The organism is Lachnoanaerobaculum sp. MSX33 (genome assembly GCF_000512995.1).
Taxonomy (GTDB): Bacteria; Bacillota; Clostridia; order Lachnospirales; family Lachnospiraceae; genus Lachnoanaerobaculum.
Window position 1 is genome coordinate 107,969 of record NZ_AZXX01000062.1, and the last position, 14,468, is coordinate 122,436.

A 14,468-nucleotide genomic window follows, 5' to 3' on the forward strand; every position below is an offset into this window, starting at 1 on the left:
CTCCACCACTATAAGAATATTAGACTACTCCGGTAAAAAAATCAAGTTTTTATATTCTTAAAATTAATATGCACCCGAAAATAAACTTTATTTTCCGGTGCACATCAGTTAAATATTTAAAAATCCTATAGTCGACATTAAAAGCATAAACAAAAATAAAATAAACATTATCATTGCTTTTATAAAACTGTACTTTAAATGTTCCTCATTTTTGAAATATTTTATTGCATCCAACAGACAACTTACTGAAAACAATAAAAATATCAAAGGGAAAAATATTGCATACTTATTTGGTGATAAAAATGCAAATACCACCATCATTATGATAACAATCGCAAGTATCACATGCATTACATCCCTGAACAAAAGAAAACCCTGCTTTCTTCTACCTGTCATCTCCTTTACCCAATGTAGCTACCATCACTGCCTTAATAGTGTGCATACGATTTTCGGCTTCATCAAACACCACCGATTTTGCGCTTTCAAACACATCCTCAGTTACCTCGTATCCCTTTACGGCAGGCAGACAGTGCATAAATATTGTACTTTCCTTTCCTGTTTTTTTCATCAGTTCCGTATTTACCTGATAAGGCCTTAAAAGTTCGATTCTTTCCTTCGCTTTATCCTCTTCACCCATTGAAGCCCAGACATCTGTATATATTACATCCGCATCCTTAACAGCATCCGTATTATCACTTATAAGAAGTTTTGCTCCTGAGGATTTTGCATAACCTTCACACAAGCTTATGAGTTCCTTACTTGGTTGCAGCGATTTCGGAGCCAGAACCGTCATATTTACTCCAAGTTTTGTCATTCCGATCATAAGAGAATTTGCCATATTGTTTCTGCCGTCACCGACATAAACAAAATTTAATCCTTCAATTTTTCCGAAATGTTCCTTCATAGTAAGCAGGTCTGCCAGAATCTGTGTCGGATGATACTCATCCGTAAGGCCGTTCCATACCGGTACACCTGCATACTTTGCAAGTTCCTCCACCGTGGAATGTTTAAAACCTCTAAACTCTATACCGTCAAACATTCTTCCGAGAACTCTTGCCGTATCGGCAACGCTTTCCTTATGTCCAAGCTGTATATCATCCTTACCGAGATATTCAGGAAATGCTCCTTCATCTCTTGCACCTACAACAAAAGCACATCTTGTCCTTGTTGAAGGCTTCTCAAACAGGAGCGCTATATTTTTGCCTTTCAATCTGTCTCCGGTAATACCTTTTTTCTTCTCATCCTTAAGCTTTGCAGCCAAGTCCAATAAATATTCTATCTCTTCTCTTGAAAAATCCTTCAGTGTAAGAAAATGTCTTCCAAATAAATTCATAAATATACCCCTTTCTTAATATTTTAACAGTATATCATATAAATATAAATTTGTCTGCATAAAGATTCATTCATTTTCTTTTTTGTCTTGCAGCTTCATACATCAGTATACTTCCTGCAACCGCTGCATTCAAAGACTCCACCTCACCAAGCATTGGTATTTTAACCTTATCTTTTACTATATCTAAAACTTCTTTTGAGATTCCTGCTGCCTCATTACCTATTATAAATGCAATATCCTTTGTATAATCCGAAGCGTCGTATTCAATTGCTCCTTCAAGACTGCTTGCATAAATATTAATATTTTTTGAATAAAGCTTTTGTATCACTTCTTTAAGATCCTTTACATAAATAAAAGGAACTCTGAAAACCGATCCCATTGTAGAGCGTATAACCTTAGGATTATAAATATCCACAGTGGTTTCATTCATTATTATACCTGTAATCCCCGCTCCTTCTCCGGCCCTGACCAAGGTACCGAGATTTCCCGGATCCTGAAGGCTGTCAAGAATAAGCAAACTATGTGGAGTATCTCTTTTTTCCAATATTTTTTCAAGCGTATATTCTTTTCTTTTTACAACAGCCATTACACCCTGTGGAGTTTTCGTATCGGATACGGACTCAAATATTCTGTCACTGACCGTCTCATACTCCGGATAGATTTCGGACAATATTTCCCCGTTTTCAGCCTCAAAGCTTTCACTTGCAAATACGTCCAATATCTCATCCTTTTTAAGTTCTCTAAACATTCTGATGCCCTCAATAATATAGGCATTATGTTTTTTTCTGGCATTGCTCTTTTTTATAAGTGCCGCCAGATCTTTTATCTTCTTATTTCCTGATGAAGTAATCATTAACTTCTCCCATATTACAGATCCATTTTTATATTTTCCAGGTCTTTTATCCACAAAGCCTTACTTGCATCACTTGGCATTCTAAGATCACCTCTTGGAGATATTGCAATACTTCCGACCTTAGGGCCGTCAGGCAGTGCGGATCTCTTAAACTGCTGTGAGAAGAATCTTGAGTAGAAAACATTCAACCATTTTAAAATTGTCTCTGCATCATAGATATCCTTAAATGCTTTCTTTGCCATTCTGTATATCTTTGAAGGCATAAAGCCGAAACGGAGTGCATTGTATAAAAAGAAATCATGTAATTCATACGGTCCCACCAAATCTTCCGTCTTTTGTGCTATTTTCCCGTTTTCAGGCGGCAAAAGCTCAGGAGACACAGGTGTATCAAGAATATCATAAAGTATATTTGCTATCTTCTTATCCTCAGTGGTATCGGCATAGTAATTTACCAAATGTCTTACCAGTGTCTTTGGAATTGAAGCATTCACACCATACATTGACATATGATCACCGTTATATGTTGCCCATCCAAGCACAAGCTCGGACAAATCACCTGTTCCTACAACTATACCGTTATCTCTGTTAGCAATATCCATAAGAATCTGAGTTCTTTCTCTTGCCTGTGCATTTTCATAAGTAATATCTTTTACATTTATATCATGCCCGATATCCAGAAAATGTCTCTTTATAGATTCAACTATTGAGATTTCTTCCAAAGTTGCACCGAAGCTTTTTGTAAGTTCACAGGCGTTATTATATGTTCTGTCTGTAGTTCCGAATCCCGGCATTGTAACAGCCTTTATACCGCTTTTATCAAGTCCCAGCATATCATAAGTCTTAACACATACAAGAAGTGCCAGAGTGGAATCAAGTCCTCCCGAAATTCCAAGAATAACATTTTTTGCACCGATATGCATGAGTCTTTTCTTAAGTCCGAGTGCCTGTATTGTGAGTATCTCCTCACATCTTTCATTTCTCTTTGACATATCATCAGGTACAAAAGGCTTCGGATCGAAGTTTCTCTCAAGTTCAAACTCTTCATCCTCAAGCTCAAACTCCATAACCATGTAATCTTTACGATCACTTTCTTTGCCTTCTCTTATTTTAAATGTAGTCTGCTTTCTTCTTTCCAAATTAAGCCTGTTTACATCTATCTCTATTCTTACTGCTTCATTTTTAAACCTTGTACTTTCGGCCAGAATTTTGCCGTTTTCCGCTATTATTCCCTGTCCTCCAAATACAAGATCCTGAGTAGATTCTCCCTCTCCTGCATTTGCATAGATATAACCGCATATAAGTTTCTTTGAATGATTGCTTATCAAGCTGTCACGGTATGCTTTTTTACCTACTATATCATTTGATGCCGAAGCATTGATAATAACATTTGCACCTGCAAGTGCATGTCCTATACTTGGCGGATCGGCAACCCAAAGATCCTCACATATCTCACCTGCCAAAACAAGTCCGGGCATATTTGTACATTCAAACAATATCTTTGAACCCATAGGGATTACATCATCAAAAAGATCAACCCATACCGCATTTTCAAATCCCCTGTTAAAATACCTCTCCTCGTAAAACTCACCGTAATTCGGCAGATTTATTTTATTTATAAGCCCCAGCATCAATCCGTTTGATATAACCGCTACAACATTATAAAGCTTTCCCTTATAATCCCAAGGCAGCCCCATAAAAATAACAGATTTATGTCCCTTTGTAAAATCAACTATTTCTTTCAATGCCTTCTTAGCTTCACTGATAAGCGAATCTTGAAAAAAAAGATCATTACATGTATATGCGGTCAGACAAAGCTCCGGAAATACTATAATACTGCTTTTATTTTCCCATTCTTTTTCTATGGCCTTTTTTATGCTTTCCTTGTTATAGTCCACATCACATACTCTGATATCAGGTGATACGCTTGCAACTCTTATAAAACCGTCTCTCATATTTTCTCTTTCACATCTCCAAAAACAAAATCACAAAGTTTCTCATATTCCCTATAAAACTCATTATTTTCAAGGTCTTTCAATGCATCAAGTATACCATAATAGTACATTGCCTGCTTTACCTTATCTTTCTCATTAAACCTAAGTAAAAAATCATTTCCGAGGCAAAGATAATCTCTTGCGGAATTTCTGATATTTGACAGTTTATCTCCAAGAGCTATTATCTTTACTTCTATTGATTCATCTTTCAAAGTTTTTAATGTATGCATCTTTCTCTCAATCCATGTCTTTGACTTATCCTCAGATTCACTTCCTACAAGAGCCGCTACTTTTTTCCCGAATTCTTTTTCTATCTCGGTTATGGTAACGGAAGTATCTTCAACCGTATCATGTAGTAATGACGCTACTCTTACTTCTTCATTGTCTGTAATCAAGGATACAATGGTACATACCTCCAAGGGATGGGTAATATACGGTATTGTGTTCCCCTTTCTGAATTGGCCCTCATGTGCCTTAATCGCAAATTTCACCGCTTTTTCTATCATAACAACTCCTTTAATTATTATATTTTTCTTAAGTCAATTTTTAACTTGAAGTTTTTTTTTAAGTCTGTTATTCTAGTCAAAGATTGCTTGTACAATTGAAAGTGAGGAAAATCCATGGCAGATAAAAATAATGTAAATGAAAAACCTAAAAAAAGGAAGTTTTCAAAACTCAAATATATAATAGCATTTATATTCATAAATGTAATCATATTTTTTGCTGTAACCTCACAGCCTCATTTCGAAATTTCCACAGTTGCGGATTCCGATTCCAAATCTGTAGAAATTAGAGTGACTCAAAAGAGCTTTTTCCCATTGCAAAGTTTTACAATGACTCTTGACGACTCGCCGCTCTCATATACAAAGAACGGTAATACATATGTGGCTACAGCAACAAAGAACGGTACTCTGGAAGTAGTTGCTACAAATCTGAATACAATGTCTCAGACTATATATGAAAGAATAGATAATATCGACTCCACCGCACCTACTATATTTGCACAGTTGGTGAAAAAAGGCGTGCTTAATATAACATTTGAAGACGGACATTCAGATATTGACTATGACAGCATCTACGCAATAGACAGTGATGACAGAAAGTTAAAGCCTTCAAAAATAGATGAAGAAGAGGGCAGAGCTACATTTGAATTTGATACCTACTCTATAAAGGCGTATGTTTCCGATACGGCGGGGAATGAAGGAGAAGTTGAATTTAACAACAGCGAAGTCAACCAGACAAAACTTGTTTCTGCTGAAGGTACAGAAGTAAATGATATTCCTGTTGAAGAATCCGGAAATAATGAAAATGATATCTCCGATCAGACTACTTTCGATGTCGGAAATTTAAATGAAAAACCGCCTAAGAAAAACGATGACTATTTATACGAAAAACATTAATATAATTAAAATAATAAAAAAACTCCATTCCAAACGGTCCGGAGTTTTTTATTATTTATATGTAAGTCTGTGTAATTCTCCTGTAAGCTGCATTTTTTCAAATCCGTTTTGTGACAATGCTTCGTACAAGATAATTGCCACCGAATTTGACAGATTCAGACTTCTGATATCTCCCCACATAGGTATTCGTATACAGGTATCTTCATTTTCTGCAAGTATCTCTTCAGGTATTCCTGCACTTTCTTTACCGAACATTATATAATCATCCGGCTTATACTCTACATCCTTATACGTATGATGCGCCTTTGTAGTTGCAAAATACATATGCTCTCTTGCCGCAGGATTCTTTTCATAAAAGTCATTTATATCTGAATATATTGTAACATCAAGATTCTTCCAATAGTCCATACCTGCGCGCCTTATCTCTTTTTCATTGATTCTAAAACCCAGAGGCTCTATCAGATGAAGTCTTGTACCCGTTGCTACACAGCTTCTTCCGATATTGCCTGTATTTGCAGGTATTTCAGGTTCAAGTAATACTATATTCATGAAAGACTCCTTACAAACTTCTCAATTCTTGAGATTGCTTCCTTAAGTCTTTCTATAGAATATGCATATGAGACTCTGACATAGCCCTCTCCGCTTGCACCGAATGCCGTACCCGGAACTATAGCGGTCTTTTGCTCTTCCAACAATCTTGTTGCAAATTCTTCCGATGTCATATTAAATCTTTTTATACTCGGAAATACATAGAATGCTCCCTGCGGTTCAAAGCATGTCATTCCAAGTTCATCAAATTTATGTAATAGAAATCTTCTTCTTTGATTGTATGACTCTCTCATCTTGGCCACATCGTCATCTCCATGCGCCAGAGCCTCAACAGCGGCATACTGACTTGTAGTAGGTGCACACATAATGGCATATTGATGAATCTTTGTCATCTGAGCTATAATTTCCTTAGGACCTGTAGCGTATCCTAGTCTCCATCCCGTCATGGCATAGGATTTTGAAAAACCGTTTATAAGTATTGTTCTTTCTTTCATTCCTTCTACCTGAACTATTGAAGCATGTTCTCCTTCATATGTAAGTTCACAGTATATTTCATCGGATATTACATACAAATCTTTTTCTATACAAACTTTTGCTATCTCTTTTAACTCATTTATATTGAGTATTGATCCTGTAGGATTATTCGGAAAAGGTAAAATAAGTATCTTTGTCTTATCTGTTACTTTTTCCAAAATTTGACTTGCTTTCAGCTTAAAACCGTCTTCGGCTTTGAGTTCAATTATTACAGGTTTTCCTCCTGACAAAATTGTACAAGGCTCATATGAAACATATGAAGGCTGAGGTATCAAAACTTCATCGCCTGCATCAAGCATTGCTCTGAGCGCAATATCAATACCCTCACTTCCACCTACTGTAATGATCATTTCGTCTTTAGGATTATATTCTACATTAAGCTTTCTTATAAGATACTTTCTTATTTCTTCTCTAAGCTCCATCAAACCTGAGTTTGATGTATAAAAAGTTCTTCCTTTTTCAAGAGAATATATACCTGCATCTCTTATAAAATAAGGTGTATCAAAATCGGGCTCTCCAACTCCCAGAGATATTGCATCTTCCATAGTATTGACTATATCAAAAAACTTTCTGATACCTGAAGGTTTTATTGATGTTATTGTTTTTGATAATGGATTTCTCATGGTGTTATCAGCTGCCTCTCATCTTTTTTCTTTGCAGATAATATTGTTCCATGGTCTTTATATTTTTTCAGTACAAAATGTGTTGCGGTTGAAAGCACTGAATCCATAGGTGCCAATTTATCAGAGACAAATTGTGCCACTTCTCGCATTGTTCTTCCTTCAATAAAAACAGTAAAGTCAAATGCTCCACTCATCAAATATATTGCACTTACTTCAGAGAATTGGTAAATTCTTTCAGCAATATTATCAAAGCCCATACCCTTTTGAGGTGTAACTCTTACTTCAATAAGTGCATTCACCTTTTCATTGGCTGTTTTTTCCCAATTGATCAATGTATGATAACCGCATATCACACCTTCTTTTTCCATATCGGAAATCTCATTTGCAACGGCTACCTCATCTTCACCCAATAAAATAGCCAACTCCGCAATATCAATTCTGGAATTTTTTTCAATTACCGATAATATCTTCTCTCTCATCTTTTATCACCTTAAAAAATTCATCCTGCAAAGGCCTGTTCACATATTCTACAGATTCCTTATCTGTAATCACCTTATCAAGGCTGTCTGTTAAACAACCTATTACCTGTGCAGCAATCCCTCTTTCCTCAAAGTATTTACAGGCAGATATAGGGTCCTCACTCAGAACTATCTTGCCTTCGCTTAAAAGTCTATATATATTTATTCCGAAATATTCACAAATCTCAATACAAATCTGTATTGTACTTATTTTTTTTATTTCTATCTCAAAACCGCGGCCACGAGACTTTGCAAAATTATATAATGCCTTTAGGATTCCACCTTCCGAAACATCCAGCGTTTCACCATCGACCTCTGTGAATATACCGTTTATATCTACAGGAGCACATTCAGGTCTGTCATTATTTATGGGAGATAAATATCTCCCATAATAACCGTTTTCTTTAACATGCTTTTCTATACTCTCTATATATACTTTATTAAAATATCCGTTTAATTCTTCACGGTAATTCTCTATCAATATCAAAGAGCCCTTAAGTCCGGCATATCCGCAAAATATTATATATTTTTTCATTACTGTCCGTCATTAATATTCGGATTAAAACCCGGACCTTGACTGACATCAACAGAATTATCTGCAGGTCCGTTATCTGCAGGAGCATCATTCACAGTTTCGCCACCCTCGGTATTTTCTACCGGTGCGGCTGTAGGAGCAGGGGCATCCACTCTGGTACCTCTGATATAAATATCGTCAGCCATTCTGTAAGTATCACTTGATACCAATTCTCTGCTTACCTCAACTCCGTTTTCCTTTACAACCTTCCAAAGCTTTGAAACTCTTCCCTTATGTCCGTCAGATTCCTTTCTGACATATCCTACAGGCTTTGAAGGATCGTCTTTATAAGTCTTTCCCTTAGGTGTTTCATTGATTACTTCAGAAACAAATTCAATTGTTCTGTTTGTAGATCTGTCTTCCTTACCCCAGATAGTGAATGTAACATTTCTTCCGGATGTCACAGCCTCTACATATATAGGAGTACTTCTGTTGTTTGTAACCTTTATATCCTTATAATCTCCGGCAATCGCCGCATCACCGCTTGGCTGTACATAACCTACTATCATTGAGTGATTTTTTCTTTCTGTAATTTTTACTTCAGCTCTCAGCGCGGCCTGATATAATGTTGTTGCAATCTGACATGCACCACCGCCGACACTGTCTACAACCAATCCGTTTTGATAAGCCTTTGCCATCTTATATCCGTTTTTAATTGTAAACGGTTGCATTCTTTCATAACCCGATATTGTTTCACCGGGCATCAAAAGCACACCGTCCATCTTTTCGGTTCCGACAGCAATATTTGTGGCTCTCTCGGATGTGGAAGACGAGTAGTTGGTTGTAAATGTACCAAGCACATCCTTTATATCTTTTAAATCCTCAGCCTTAACGGCAGCGGCCTGCTTCGTCACCTGTGCTTCTATTGTCTCTTCTCCGCTTTTAAGAATCGCTTCCTTAAGCTTGTCTACAGTAGAGTCCTTATCTATTTCATATCCGTCATGTTCAGGTGTTATCTCAAATGCACCGTTGACTCTTTTTATAGTTGCATTAACAGGTGCATCCGGATTCTTACTGTTGGCTCTCTTAAAAAATGCATTTAAAGCTTCTTCATTAAATTCAATATCCGGAGTAATGCTTTCAGGATTTTCTATAAGACCTGCACTTTTTGCAAATCGTTCAATCATATTTCCTGATGTATATTTGCCCGCTTCAGACAGTATATACTCTTTATTTTCTATGCTTGCACCAAGATCCGAAAAGCTGCTCTCTATCTGCTCTCCGTTTACAGATAAGATAAACTTCTTCTCATCAACTTTAGTCTGAAGTTTTTCCAAAGCTTCACTAAGTGCAGTCATTGTTTTAACGCTGTCATCCAATCCGCTTACACTGAATCCTTCAGGCAGTCTTCTCTCAGCTTTTATTCCTTCATCTTCAGTTACAGCCTCCTGTGTGCTCTCCTGTTCTTTGGTTGTCTCCTCTTCTTTAGCATCACTGTCTGTAGACTTCTTATCGTCAGCTTTTGCCTCCTGCTTTTCGGCTCTAACTTCAAAACTTCCCGCTCTACTACCTATTCCAAATCCTGCAACAGCCATAAACACAGCCATTGCTGCAGTTATATTTCCTATATTCTTCTTCAACTTTCCCTTGTCCTCTCTAGACCGGCATACCTATATTGACAATGCTGACACTACTACAGGTACCACCATAGCCAGAACTAAAATTGTAACTATAACTATTGATATAATCTGTCTTTTCTTATTCTTCATATAAACCTCTTTTCTTTATGGGATAAACTATACTTTTATGATTTTAGTGAAATGTTTTCAGTCTACAGAATGCAGACTGTAATATTTGCGCTTTATCAGGTAAAATCAAAGCTTCCTGATTTTATTTTATCCATCAACCTTTTAGCTTCGGATTCTGAAAGCAAGTCAATATTTACCTTGCATCCAATTCTATGACAGTTTAGTAATTTCTGCAAGTCCTCTTTTGTTCTTTTTCTGATCGGAACGAACTTTTTTATCTTAACCTTCATAGCCTCCGGGCTTATTTCAAGAGTTTTAAAATTTTTCATAATTTCCTGAAATAAGACATGAGTATAGTATGCATCACTGAACGCCCTGTGAGAGTTTTTTCTTTCAATACCGAAGTAGGCACATGCATCAGTAAGATTTTTTCTCACATTATCCGGAAGTACCTTCTTACATAATTTATATGTATCAATACCTCTTTTCTCAAATTCCAAGCCTGCTCTGTTTGCTTCTTTTTTTACAAAGCTGTAATCAAAAATTGTGTTATGTCCAAGTAGAACATAGTCTTCACAAAAGTCCACTATATGATTTATAACCTCATATATCCTTTTTGCATTCTCAAGCTCGTTTTCACTGATTTTTGTCAATTCAAGTATTTTGTCATCCACCGGCATATCCGGGTTTATAACACAGGAGAAAGTATCAATTATCTGTGAATCTTTTACTTTTAAAAGTCCAACTTCAATTATCTTATCTTTTGACAACCTTATTCCGGTAGTTTCAAGATCAATTACTATATAATCGGAGATCATCATACTTTGGCACTCGGACAGTCGTCTCTTAAAAAACAAATATCACATTTTTCTCTTCTTGCAATACATATGGTCCTGCCAAGAGTTATCAAGTCCGTATTCCAGACTATCCAGTGATCTTTTGGAAGTATCTCCATAAGTTCAAACTCTATTTTTACCGGATCGTCACTTTCTGTAAACCCGAGTTTTTTTGTAATCCTTTTTACATGTGTATCTACCACTATACTTGGCAAATCAAATATATTTCCTCTGATTACATTGGCGGTCTTTCTGCCCACTCCCGGAAGAGTTAAAAGGTCATCCAGATCGCTTGGCACCTCTCCTCCAAAGTCGGTCAAAAGCTTTCTTGCACAGGCAATCAAGTTTTTAGCCTTATTATGATAAAAACCTATGGAATGTATATCTTTCTCCATTTCAGACAAATCTGCATCGGCAAACTTCTCCAGACTGTCATATTTTTTATACAAATCTCTTGTCACCATATTTACTCTGGCATCTGTACATTGAGCACTGAGTATGGTTGCAAACAGAAGTTGCCACGGAGTATTATACTCCAAATAAATTATTTTTTCCGTACCATATGTTTCATCCAGCTTTTTTAAAATTCTTTCAAGTCTTTTATCAATCATACCGTTATCTCTATTTTTCTTCCGCTTGGCTGATATTCATAATATCTTACGCCTGCCGCATTCAACATTCTTTTACTGGCTCTTACGGAAGGGCTTGAGGCATATTTATCCTCCTCATATATTATAGTCTTTATCCCCGCCTGAATTATTGCCTTTGCACATTCATTACATGGAAATAAAGTCACATATATTTTACTTCCCTCTAAAGAACCGCCTCTGTAGTTTAATATTGCATTCAACTCACTATGTGTGGAATACAGATACTTTGCATTATAAGGATCTGTAAGTTCAAATTCCTTTCCCCATGGAAAATCTTCATCGGAGCAACCTCTTGGAAATCCGTTGTATCCCATAGACAGTATCTTATTATCCTCACTTACTATACAGGCGCCTACCTGAGTGTTCGGATCCTTTGATCTTCTTGCACTGAGCTTTGCAACACCTATAAAATATTCATCCCAGTTTATATAATCTTCTCTCTTTTCGCTCATAATCCACCTATAAATCTATTATATTAAAGCCTGCAGCTTTCTTTAGTCTGTTCATTACCGCTCTTCCGATACCGCTCTCATCAAATGACTCGGATATTATATTCTTTACCCCAAGGTCATCACATTTTCTGAGTACATCAAAGAGATTGTGGGCAATACTGCTCATATCTTTTATACTTCCGAGGCTCAAAAGTTTTATATTATCCTTTTTATTTTCGTTTATAAGCCGTAATAAAACACTTTTATGTTCATCCACTGTAAGTATCGCCGTATCGATATCCGATTCCATTATCTGTGACCTCAGATAATCCGATACCGCACTTTCACTTCCTCTTAATATCTTCATATCAGCCTTCGGTGCGTAGTGCTTATATTTCATTCCCGGTGCCTTAGGAGCCTCTCCTGTTGATAAAAGATGCTCAATGGCAGGGTCTATATTTACATTGCCGCATACATCTCTAAGCATTTCAAGAGTAATTGCACCGGGTCTTAATAGTGTCGGAGTATTTTCTGTCAAATCCACTATTGTGGACTCCACACCTATTCCGACTTCACCACTGTCTATTATCATCTCTATCTTGAAATTCATATCTTCAAATACATGAGAGGCTTTTGTCGGAGAAGGTCTGCCTGAAGTATTTGCACTCGGTGCGGCTATCGGTACTCCTGCAACTTCTATCAAAGCTCTTGCAATATTACTCTCAGGAAGTCTTATCGCAACCGTATCAAGGCCTCCGCTTGTAGCATCCGGTATAATGCTCTTCTTTTTTAATACCATAGTCATAGGTCCCGGCCAAAACTTGTTTGCCAAAGTATAAAACAGCTCAGGTATATCATTTGCAATATCTTTTACGTCTTCCGTTTTTGAAATATGCACTATCAACGGATTGTCGCTCGGTCTGCCCTTTGCCGCATAAATCTTTTTTGCAGCTTCAGGCATCAGAGCATTTGCACCCAGTCCGTAAACCGTTTCTGTAGGAAACGCCACCAGCCCACCGTTTTTTATTATGATTGCGGCCTCTTTAATATCTCCGTCCCTATATAATTCATCAATATCTTTTTTATCTATCTTTTTTACAATAGTTTCTTTTATTTCCTGCTCCAATTATACCTCTTCCGAATCTTTTAAAAACCTTCTTTTGCTCTTAATCAATTTCTTTTGCTTACTCTCTTCGTACTTTTCTCTGATTTCTTCAAAGGTTGCCGTATCTACAACCTTTGTAATCTTTATTACATAGTAACCGTCATTATTTTTTCTTACTCTTATTTTCCCCTTCACAATTCCATGTTCAGGGCAGATTCCTATACAGTAGTAATTCCTCTGATTTGTTGAAAACCATTTTATTTTTTTCTTTAACATTCTGTTGCATCTGTCACAAATAAGATCGGAATTATGCTTATCCGCTATCGCCTCTTCCTTTGTAGGAAACAGAGTGGATACAAACTTTGAATATCCGGAAAAATGCAAATATATTTCCTCTTCACTGCTTCTCGGTACACGATAATAGTCAAGTGAATAATATTCACTTACAGGTCCGAAATCCATATTTTGCATTACTTTGGCTGTATATACGGCATCATCTAAAGCATGATGAAAAGGTCTGTTATTCTCAATATTCAGCATATTCACAGCTCTTTCAAGAGGTATTCTGTCCTGTTCTCCGTTAGGGTATCTTATGTTGAAGAGCTTTTGAATATCATAGTAAAACAAAGGATACTCAAATTTATTTTCCACATCGTAAAATTTCATATTTCTTTGAAGTTCCACCAAATCGAGATTTCCCCATGTACAGAGTATGGTCTTTTTTTGCTTATTGTCAAGCTCACAAAACTCAAAGAAATCCTTTATAGCTTCTGTAAAAGGAACTCCTTTTTTCTTCAGCTCTCCGATACCTATCTGTACCACCTCATGTACCTTAAAATGCATCTTTTTATAAACTGTGGGCTTTATTACTCTATGAAATTCATCGACTTTTTTAAGCTTTGAATCAAGCTTTACCGCTCCTATTTCTATTATTTCAAAGGGAAGATCTTTATTGCTGTATTCTCTGCCGTTAGGACTTTGGTTCCATTCCAAATCCAGCACTATATAACTATCCATATCCACCTTTCCAAAAAAGCACATCCGAAGATGTGCTTTAATTTTGTCTTATTTTATAATGTCATCTTTTCGTTCTTTACAATGGCATCTTTTCTCATCGGAATACGGCAATTTTTATTGTTTCCAAACTCCACTATCACAGTATCATCTGTAATATCAATCAATACACCATAAAATCCTGATGCAGTCTCTACCGTATCGCCAACTTCTAAACTTGCAAAAAGCTCAGCCTGCTTAGCTTTTTCTTTTTTATTAGGTCTATAGGCCATAAAATAAAATATAGCTCCTATAAACACTACATACATTGCAATCGCACCTACTCCAAAACCACCACCTGCATTCGCAGTTGCCAAAATATTCATAGTC

General features: G+C 36.5%; 17 protein-coding genes. 1 reads left to right on the forward strand and 16 read right to left on the reverse strand.

The window, feature by feature from the left end; genetic code table 11:
• Nucleotides 1-108 precede the first annotated feature (108 nt).
• The 5 genes from HMPREF1495_RS06415 to HMPREF1495_RS06435 form a co-directional block, all read right to left on the reverse strand.
• Nucleotides 109-396 carry a hypothetical protein gene (locus HMPREF1495_RS06415; RefSeq protein ID WP_034213029.1) on the reverse strand — a complete coding sequence of 96 codons (288 nt, stop codon included), beginning with the start codon at nt 394-396 and terminating at the stop codon, nt 109-111.
• Nucleotides 386-1,333, reverse strand: a complete 948-nt coding sequence (gene argF / locus HMPREF1495_RS06420; RefSeq protein WP_034213031.1) for an ornithine carbamoyltransferase — start codon at nt 1,331-1,333, stop codon at nt 386-388. Before argF ends, HMPREF1495_RS06415 begins: the two co-directional genes overlap by 11 nt.
• 70 nt (nt 1,334-1,403) lie before the next feature.
• Nucleotides 1,404-2,186, reverse strand: coding sequence for a TrmH family RNA methyltransferase (locus tag HMPREF1495_RS06425; RefSeq protein WP_034213033.1), 783 nt, complete (start codon nt 2,184-2,186; stop codon nt 1,404-1,406).
• Between the two features lie 14 nt (nt 2,187-2,200).
• On the reverse strand, nt 2,201-4,138 hold the full coding sequence (locus HMPREF1495_RS06430) for an NAD(+) synthase (RefSeq protein ID WP_034213034.1): 1,938 nt from the start codon (nt 4,136-4,138) through the stop codon (nt 2,201-2,203).
• Nucleotides 4,135-4,683, reverse strand: a complete 549-nt coding sequence (locus HMPREF1495_RS06435; protein ID WP_034213036.1) for an HD domain-containing protein — start codon at nt 4,681-4,683, stop codon at nt 4,135-4,137. The genes HMPREF1495_RS06430 and HMPREF1495_RS06435 overlap by 4 nt, the downstream gene beginning before the upstream one ends.
• A gap of 114 nt (nt 4,684-4,797) precedes the next feature.
• Between HMPREF1495_RS06435 and HMPREF1495_RS06440 the strand changes: the two genes are divergently transcribed.
• Nucleotides 4,798-5,577: a hypothetical protein gene (locus tag HMPREF1495_RS06440; protein ID WP_034213037.1), complete on the forward strand. Its 780-nt coding sequence runs from the start codon at nt 4,798-4,800 to the stop codon at nt 5,575-5,577.
• Between the two features lie 51 nt (nt 5,578-5,628).
• Here HMPREF1495_RS06440 and HMPREF1495_RS06445 read toward each other — a convergent pair whose 3' ends face one another.
• The 11 genes from HMPREF1495_RS06445 to yajC all read right to left on the reverse strand — a co-directional run bounded on the left by HMPREF1495_RS06445 (nt 5,629) and on the right by yajC (nt 14,464).
• Complete coding sequence (locus HMPREF1495_RS06445) at nt 5,629-6,126, reverse strand: tRNA (cytidine(34)-2'-O)-methyltransferase (RefSeq protein WP_034213039.1); 498 nt, start codon at nt 6,124-6,126, stop codon at nt 5,629-5,631.
• On the reverse strand, nt 6,123-7,283 hold the full coding sequence (locus HMPREF1495_RS06450; RefSeq protein ID WP_034213040.1) for an aminotransferase class I/II-fold pyridoxal phosphate-dependent enzyme: 1,161 nt from the start codon (nt 7,281-7,283) through the stop codon (nt 6,123-6,125). The genes HMPREF1495_RS06445 and HMPREF1495_RS06450 overlap by 4 nt, the downstream gene beginning before the upstream one ends.
• Entirely contained in the window at nt 7,280-7,762 is a 483-nt protein-coding gene (locus HMPREF1495_RS06455; protein ID WP_007593174.1) for an Lrp/AsnC family transcriptional regulator, read from the reverse strand. The genes HMPREF1495_RS06450 and HMPREF1495_RS06455 overlap by 4 nt, the downstream gene beginning before the upstream one ends.
• Nucleotides 7,734-8,336 (reverse strand): AIR synthase-related protein, encoded by a 603-nt coding sequence (locus tag HMPREF1495_RS06460; protein ID WP_034213043.1) that lies wholly within the window; start codon nt 8,334-8,336, stop codon nt 7,734-7,736. Before HMPREF1495_RS06460 ends, HMPREF1495_RS06455 begins: the two co-directional genes overlap by 29 nt.
• Nucleotides 8,336-9,955: a VanW family protein gene (locus HMPREF1495_RS06465; RefSeq protein ID WP_034213044.1), complete on the reverse strand. Its 1,620-nt coding sequence runs from the start codon at nt 9,953-9,955 to the stop codon at nt 8,336-8,338. The genes HMPREF1495_RS06460 and HMPREF1495_RS06465 overlap by 1 nt, the downstream gene beginning before the upstream one ends.
• Before the next feature lie 224 nt (nt 9,956-10,179).
• On the reverse strand, nt 10,180-10,884 hold the full coding sequence (locus tag HMPREF1495_RS06470) for a 3'-5' exonuclease (protein WP_034213046.1): 705 nt from the start codon (nt 10,882-10,884) through the stop codon (nt 10,180-10,182).
• Entirely contained in the window at nt 10,881-11,510 is a 630-nt protein-coding gene (gene nth / locus HMPREF1495_RS06475) for an endonuclease III (protein ID WP_007593188.1), read from the reverse strand. The genes HMPREF1495_RS06470 and nth overlap by 4 nt, the downstream gene beginning before the upstream one ends.
• Nucleotides 11,507-12,001, reverse strand: a complete 495-nt coding sequence (locus HMPREF1495_RS06480) for a deoxycytidylate deaminase (protein ID WP_007593190.1) — start codon at nt 11,999-12,001, stop codon at nt 11,507-11,509. The genes nth and HMPREF1495_RS06480 overlap by 4 nt, the downstream gene beginning before the upstream one ends.
• A 7-nt stretch (nt 12,002-12,008) precedes the next feature.
• A complete protein-coding gene (locus tag HMPREF1495_RS06485) occupies nt 12,009-13,106 on the reverse strand; it encodes an L-threonylcarbamoyladenylate synthase (protein WP_034213048.1) in 1,098 nt (365 codons plus the stop codon).
• Nucleotides 13,107-14,102 (reverse strand): 3'-5' exonuclease, encoded by a 996-nt coding sequence (locus HMPREF1495_RS06490; RefSeq protein ID WP_242832870.1) that lies wholly within the window; start codon nt 14,100-14,102, stop codon nt 13,107-13,109.
• A 53-nt stretch (nt 14,103-14,155) separates the two neighbouring features.
• Nucleotides 14,156-14,464, reverse strand: a complete 309-nt coding sequence (yajC, locus tag HMPREF1495_RS06495) for a preprotein translocase subunit YajC (protein ID WP_007593197.1) — start codon at nt 14,462-14,464, stop codon at nt 14,156-14,158.
• Between the last annotated feature and the right edge of the window lie 4 nt (nt 14,465-14,468).

Bases quoted from the DNA above. Each gene is read 5' to 3' on its own strand.
- HMPREF1495_RS06430 (WP_034213034.1), bottom strand. From the start codon at position 4,138: ATGAGAGACGGTTTTATAAGAGTTGCAAGCGTATCACCTGATATCAGA.
- HMPREF1495_RS06450 (WP_034213040.1), bottom strand. From the start codon at position 7,283: ATGAGAAATCCATTATCAAAAACAATAACATCAATAAAACCTTCAGGT.
- HMPREF1495_RS06435 (WP_034213036.1), bottom strand. From the start codon at position 4,683: ATGATAGAAAAAGCGGTGAAATTTGCGATTAAGGCACATGAGGGCCAA.
- HMPREF1495_RS06460 (WP_034213043.1), bottom strand. From the start codon at position 8,336: ATGAAAAAATATATAATATTTTGCGGATATGCCGGACTTAAGGGCTCT.
- nth (WP_007593188.1), bottom strand. From the start codon at position 11,510: ATGATTGATAAAAGACTTGAAAGAATTTTAAAAAAGCTGGATGAAACA.
- HMPREF1495_RS06470 (WP_034213046.1), bottom strand. From the start codon at position 10,884: ATGATGATCTCCGATTATATAGTAATTGATCTTGAAACTACCGGAATA.
- HMPREF1495_RS06445 (WP_034213039.1), bottom strand. From the start codon at position 6,126: ATGAATATAGTATTACTTGAACCTGAAATACCTGCAAATACAGGCAAT.
- argF (WP_034213031.1), bottom strand. From the start codon at position 1,333: ATGAATTTATTTGGAAGACATTTTCTTACACTGAAGGATTTTTCAAGA.
- HMPREF1495_RS06440 (WP_034213037.1), top strand. From the start codon at position 4,798: ATGGCAGATAAAAATAATGTAAATGAAAAACCTAAAAAAAGGAAGTTT.
- HMPREF1495_RS06490 (WP_242832870.1), bottom strand. From the start codon at position 14,102: ATGGATAGTTATATAGTGCTGGATTTGGAATGGAACCAAAGTCCTAAC.
- HMPREF1495_RS06415 (WP_034213029.1), bottom strand. From the start codon at position 396: ATGACAGGTAGAAGAAAGCAGGGTTTTCTTTTGTTCAGGGATGTAATG.
- HMPREF1495_RS06480 (WP_007593190.1), bottom strand. From the start codon at position 12,001: ATGAGCGAAAAGAGAGAAGATTATATAAACTGGGATGAATATTTTATA.
- HMPREF1495_RS06455 (WP_007593174.1), bottom strand. From the start codon at position 7,762: ATGAGAGAGAAGATATTATCGGTAATTGAAAAAAATTCCAGAATTGAT.
- yajC (WP_007593197.1), bottom strand. From the start codon at position 14,464: ATGAATATTTTGGCAACTGCGAATGCAGGTGGTGGTTTTGGAGTAGGT.
- HMPREF1495_RS06425 (WP_034213033.1), bottom strand. From the start codon at position 2,186: ATGATTACTTCATCAGGAAATAAGAAGATAAAAGATCTGGCGGCACTT.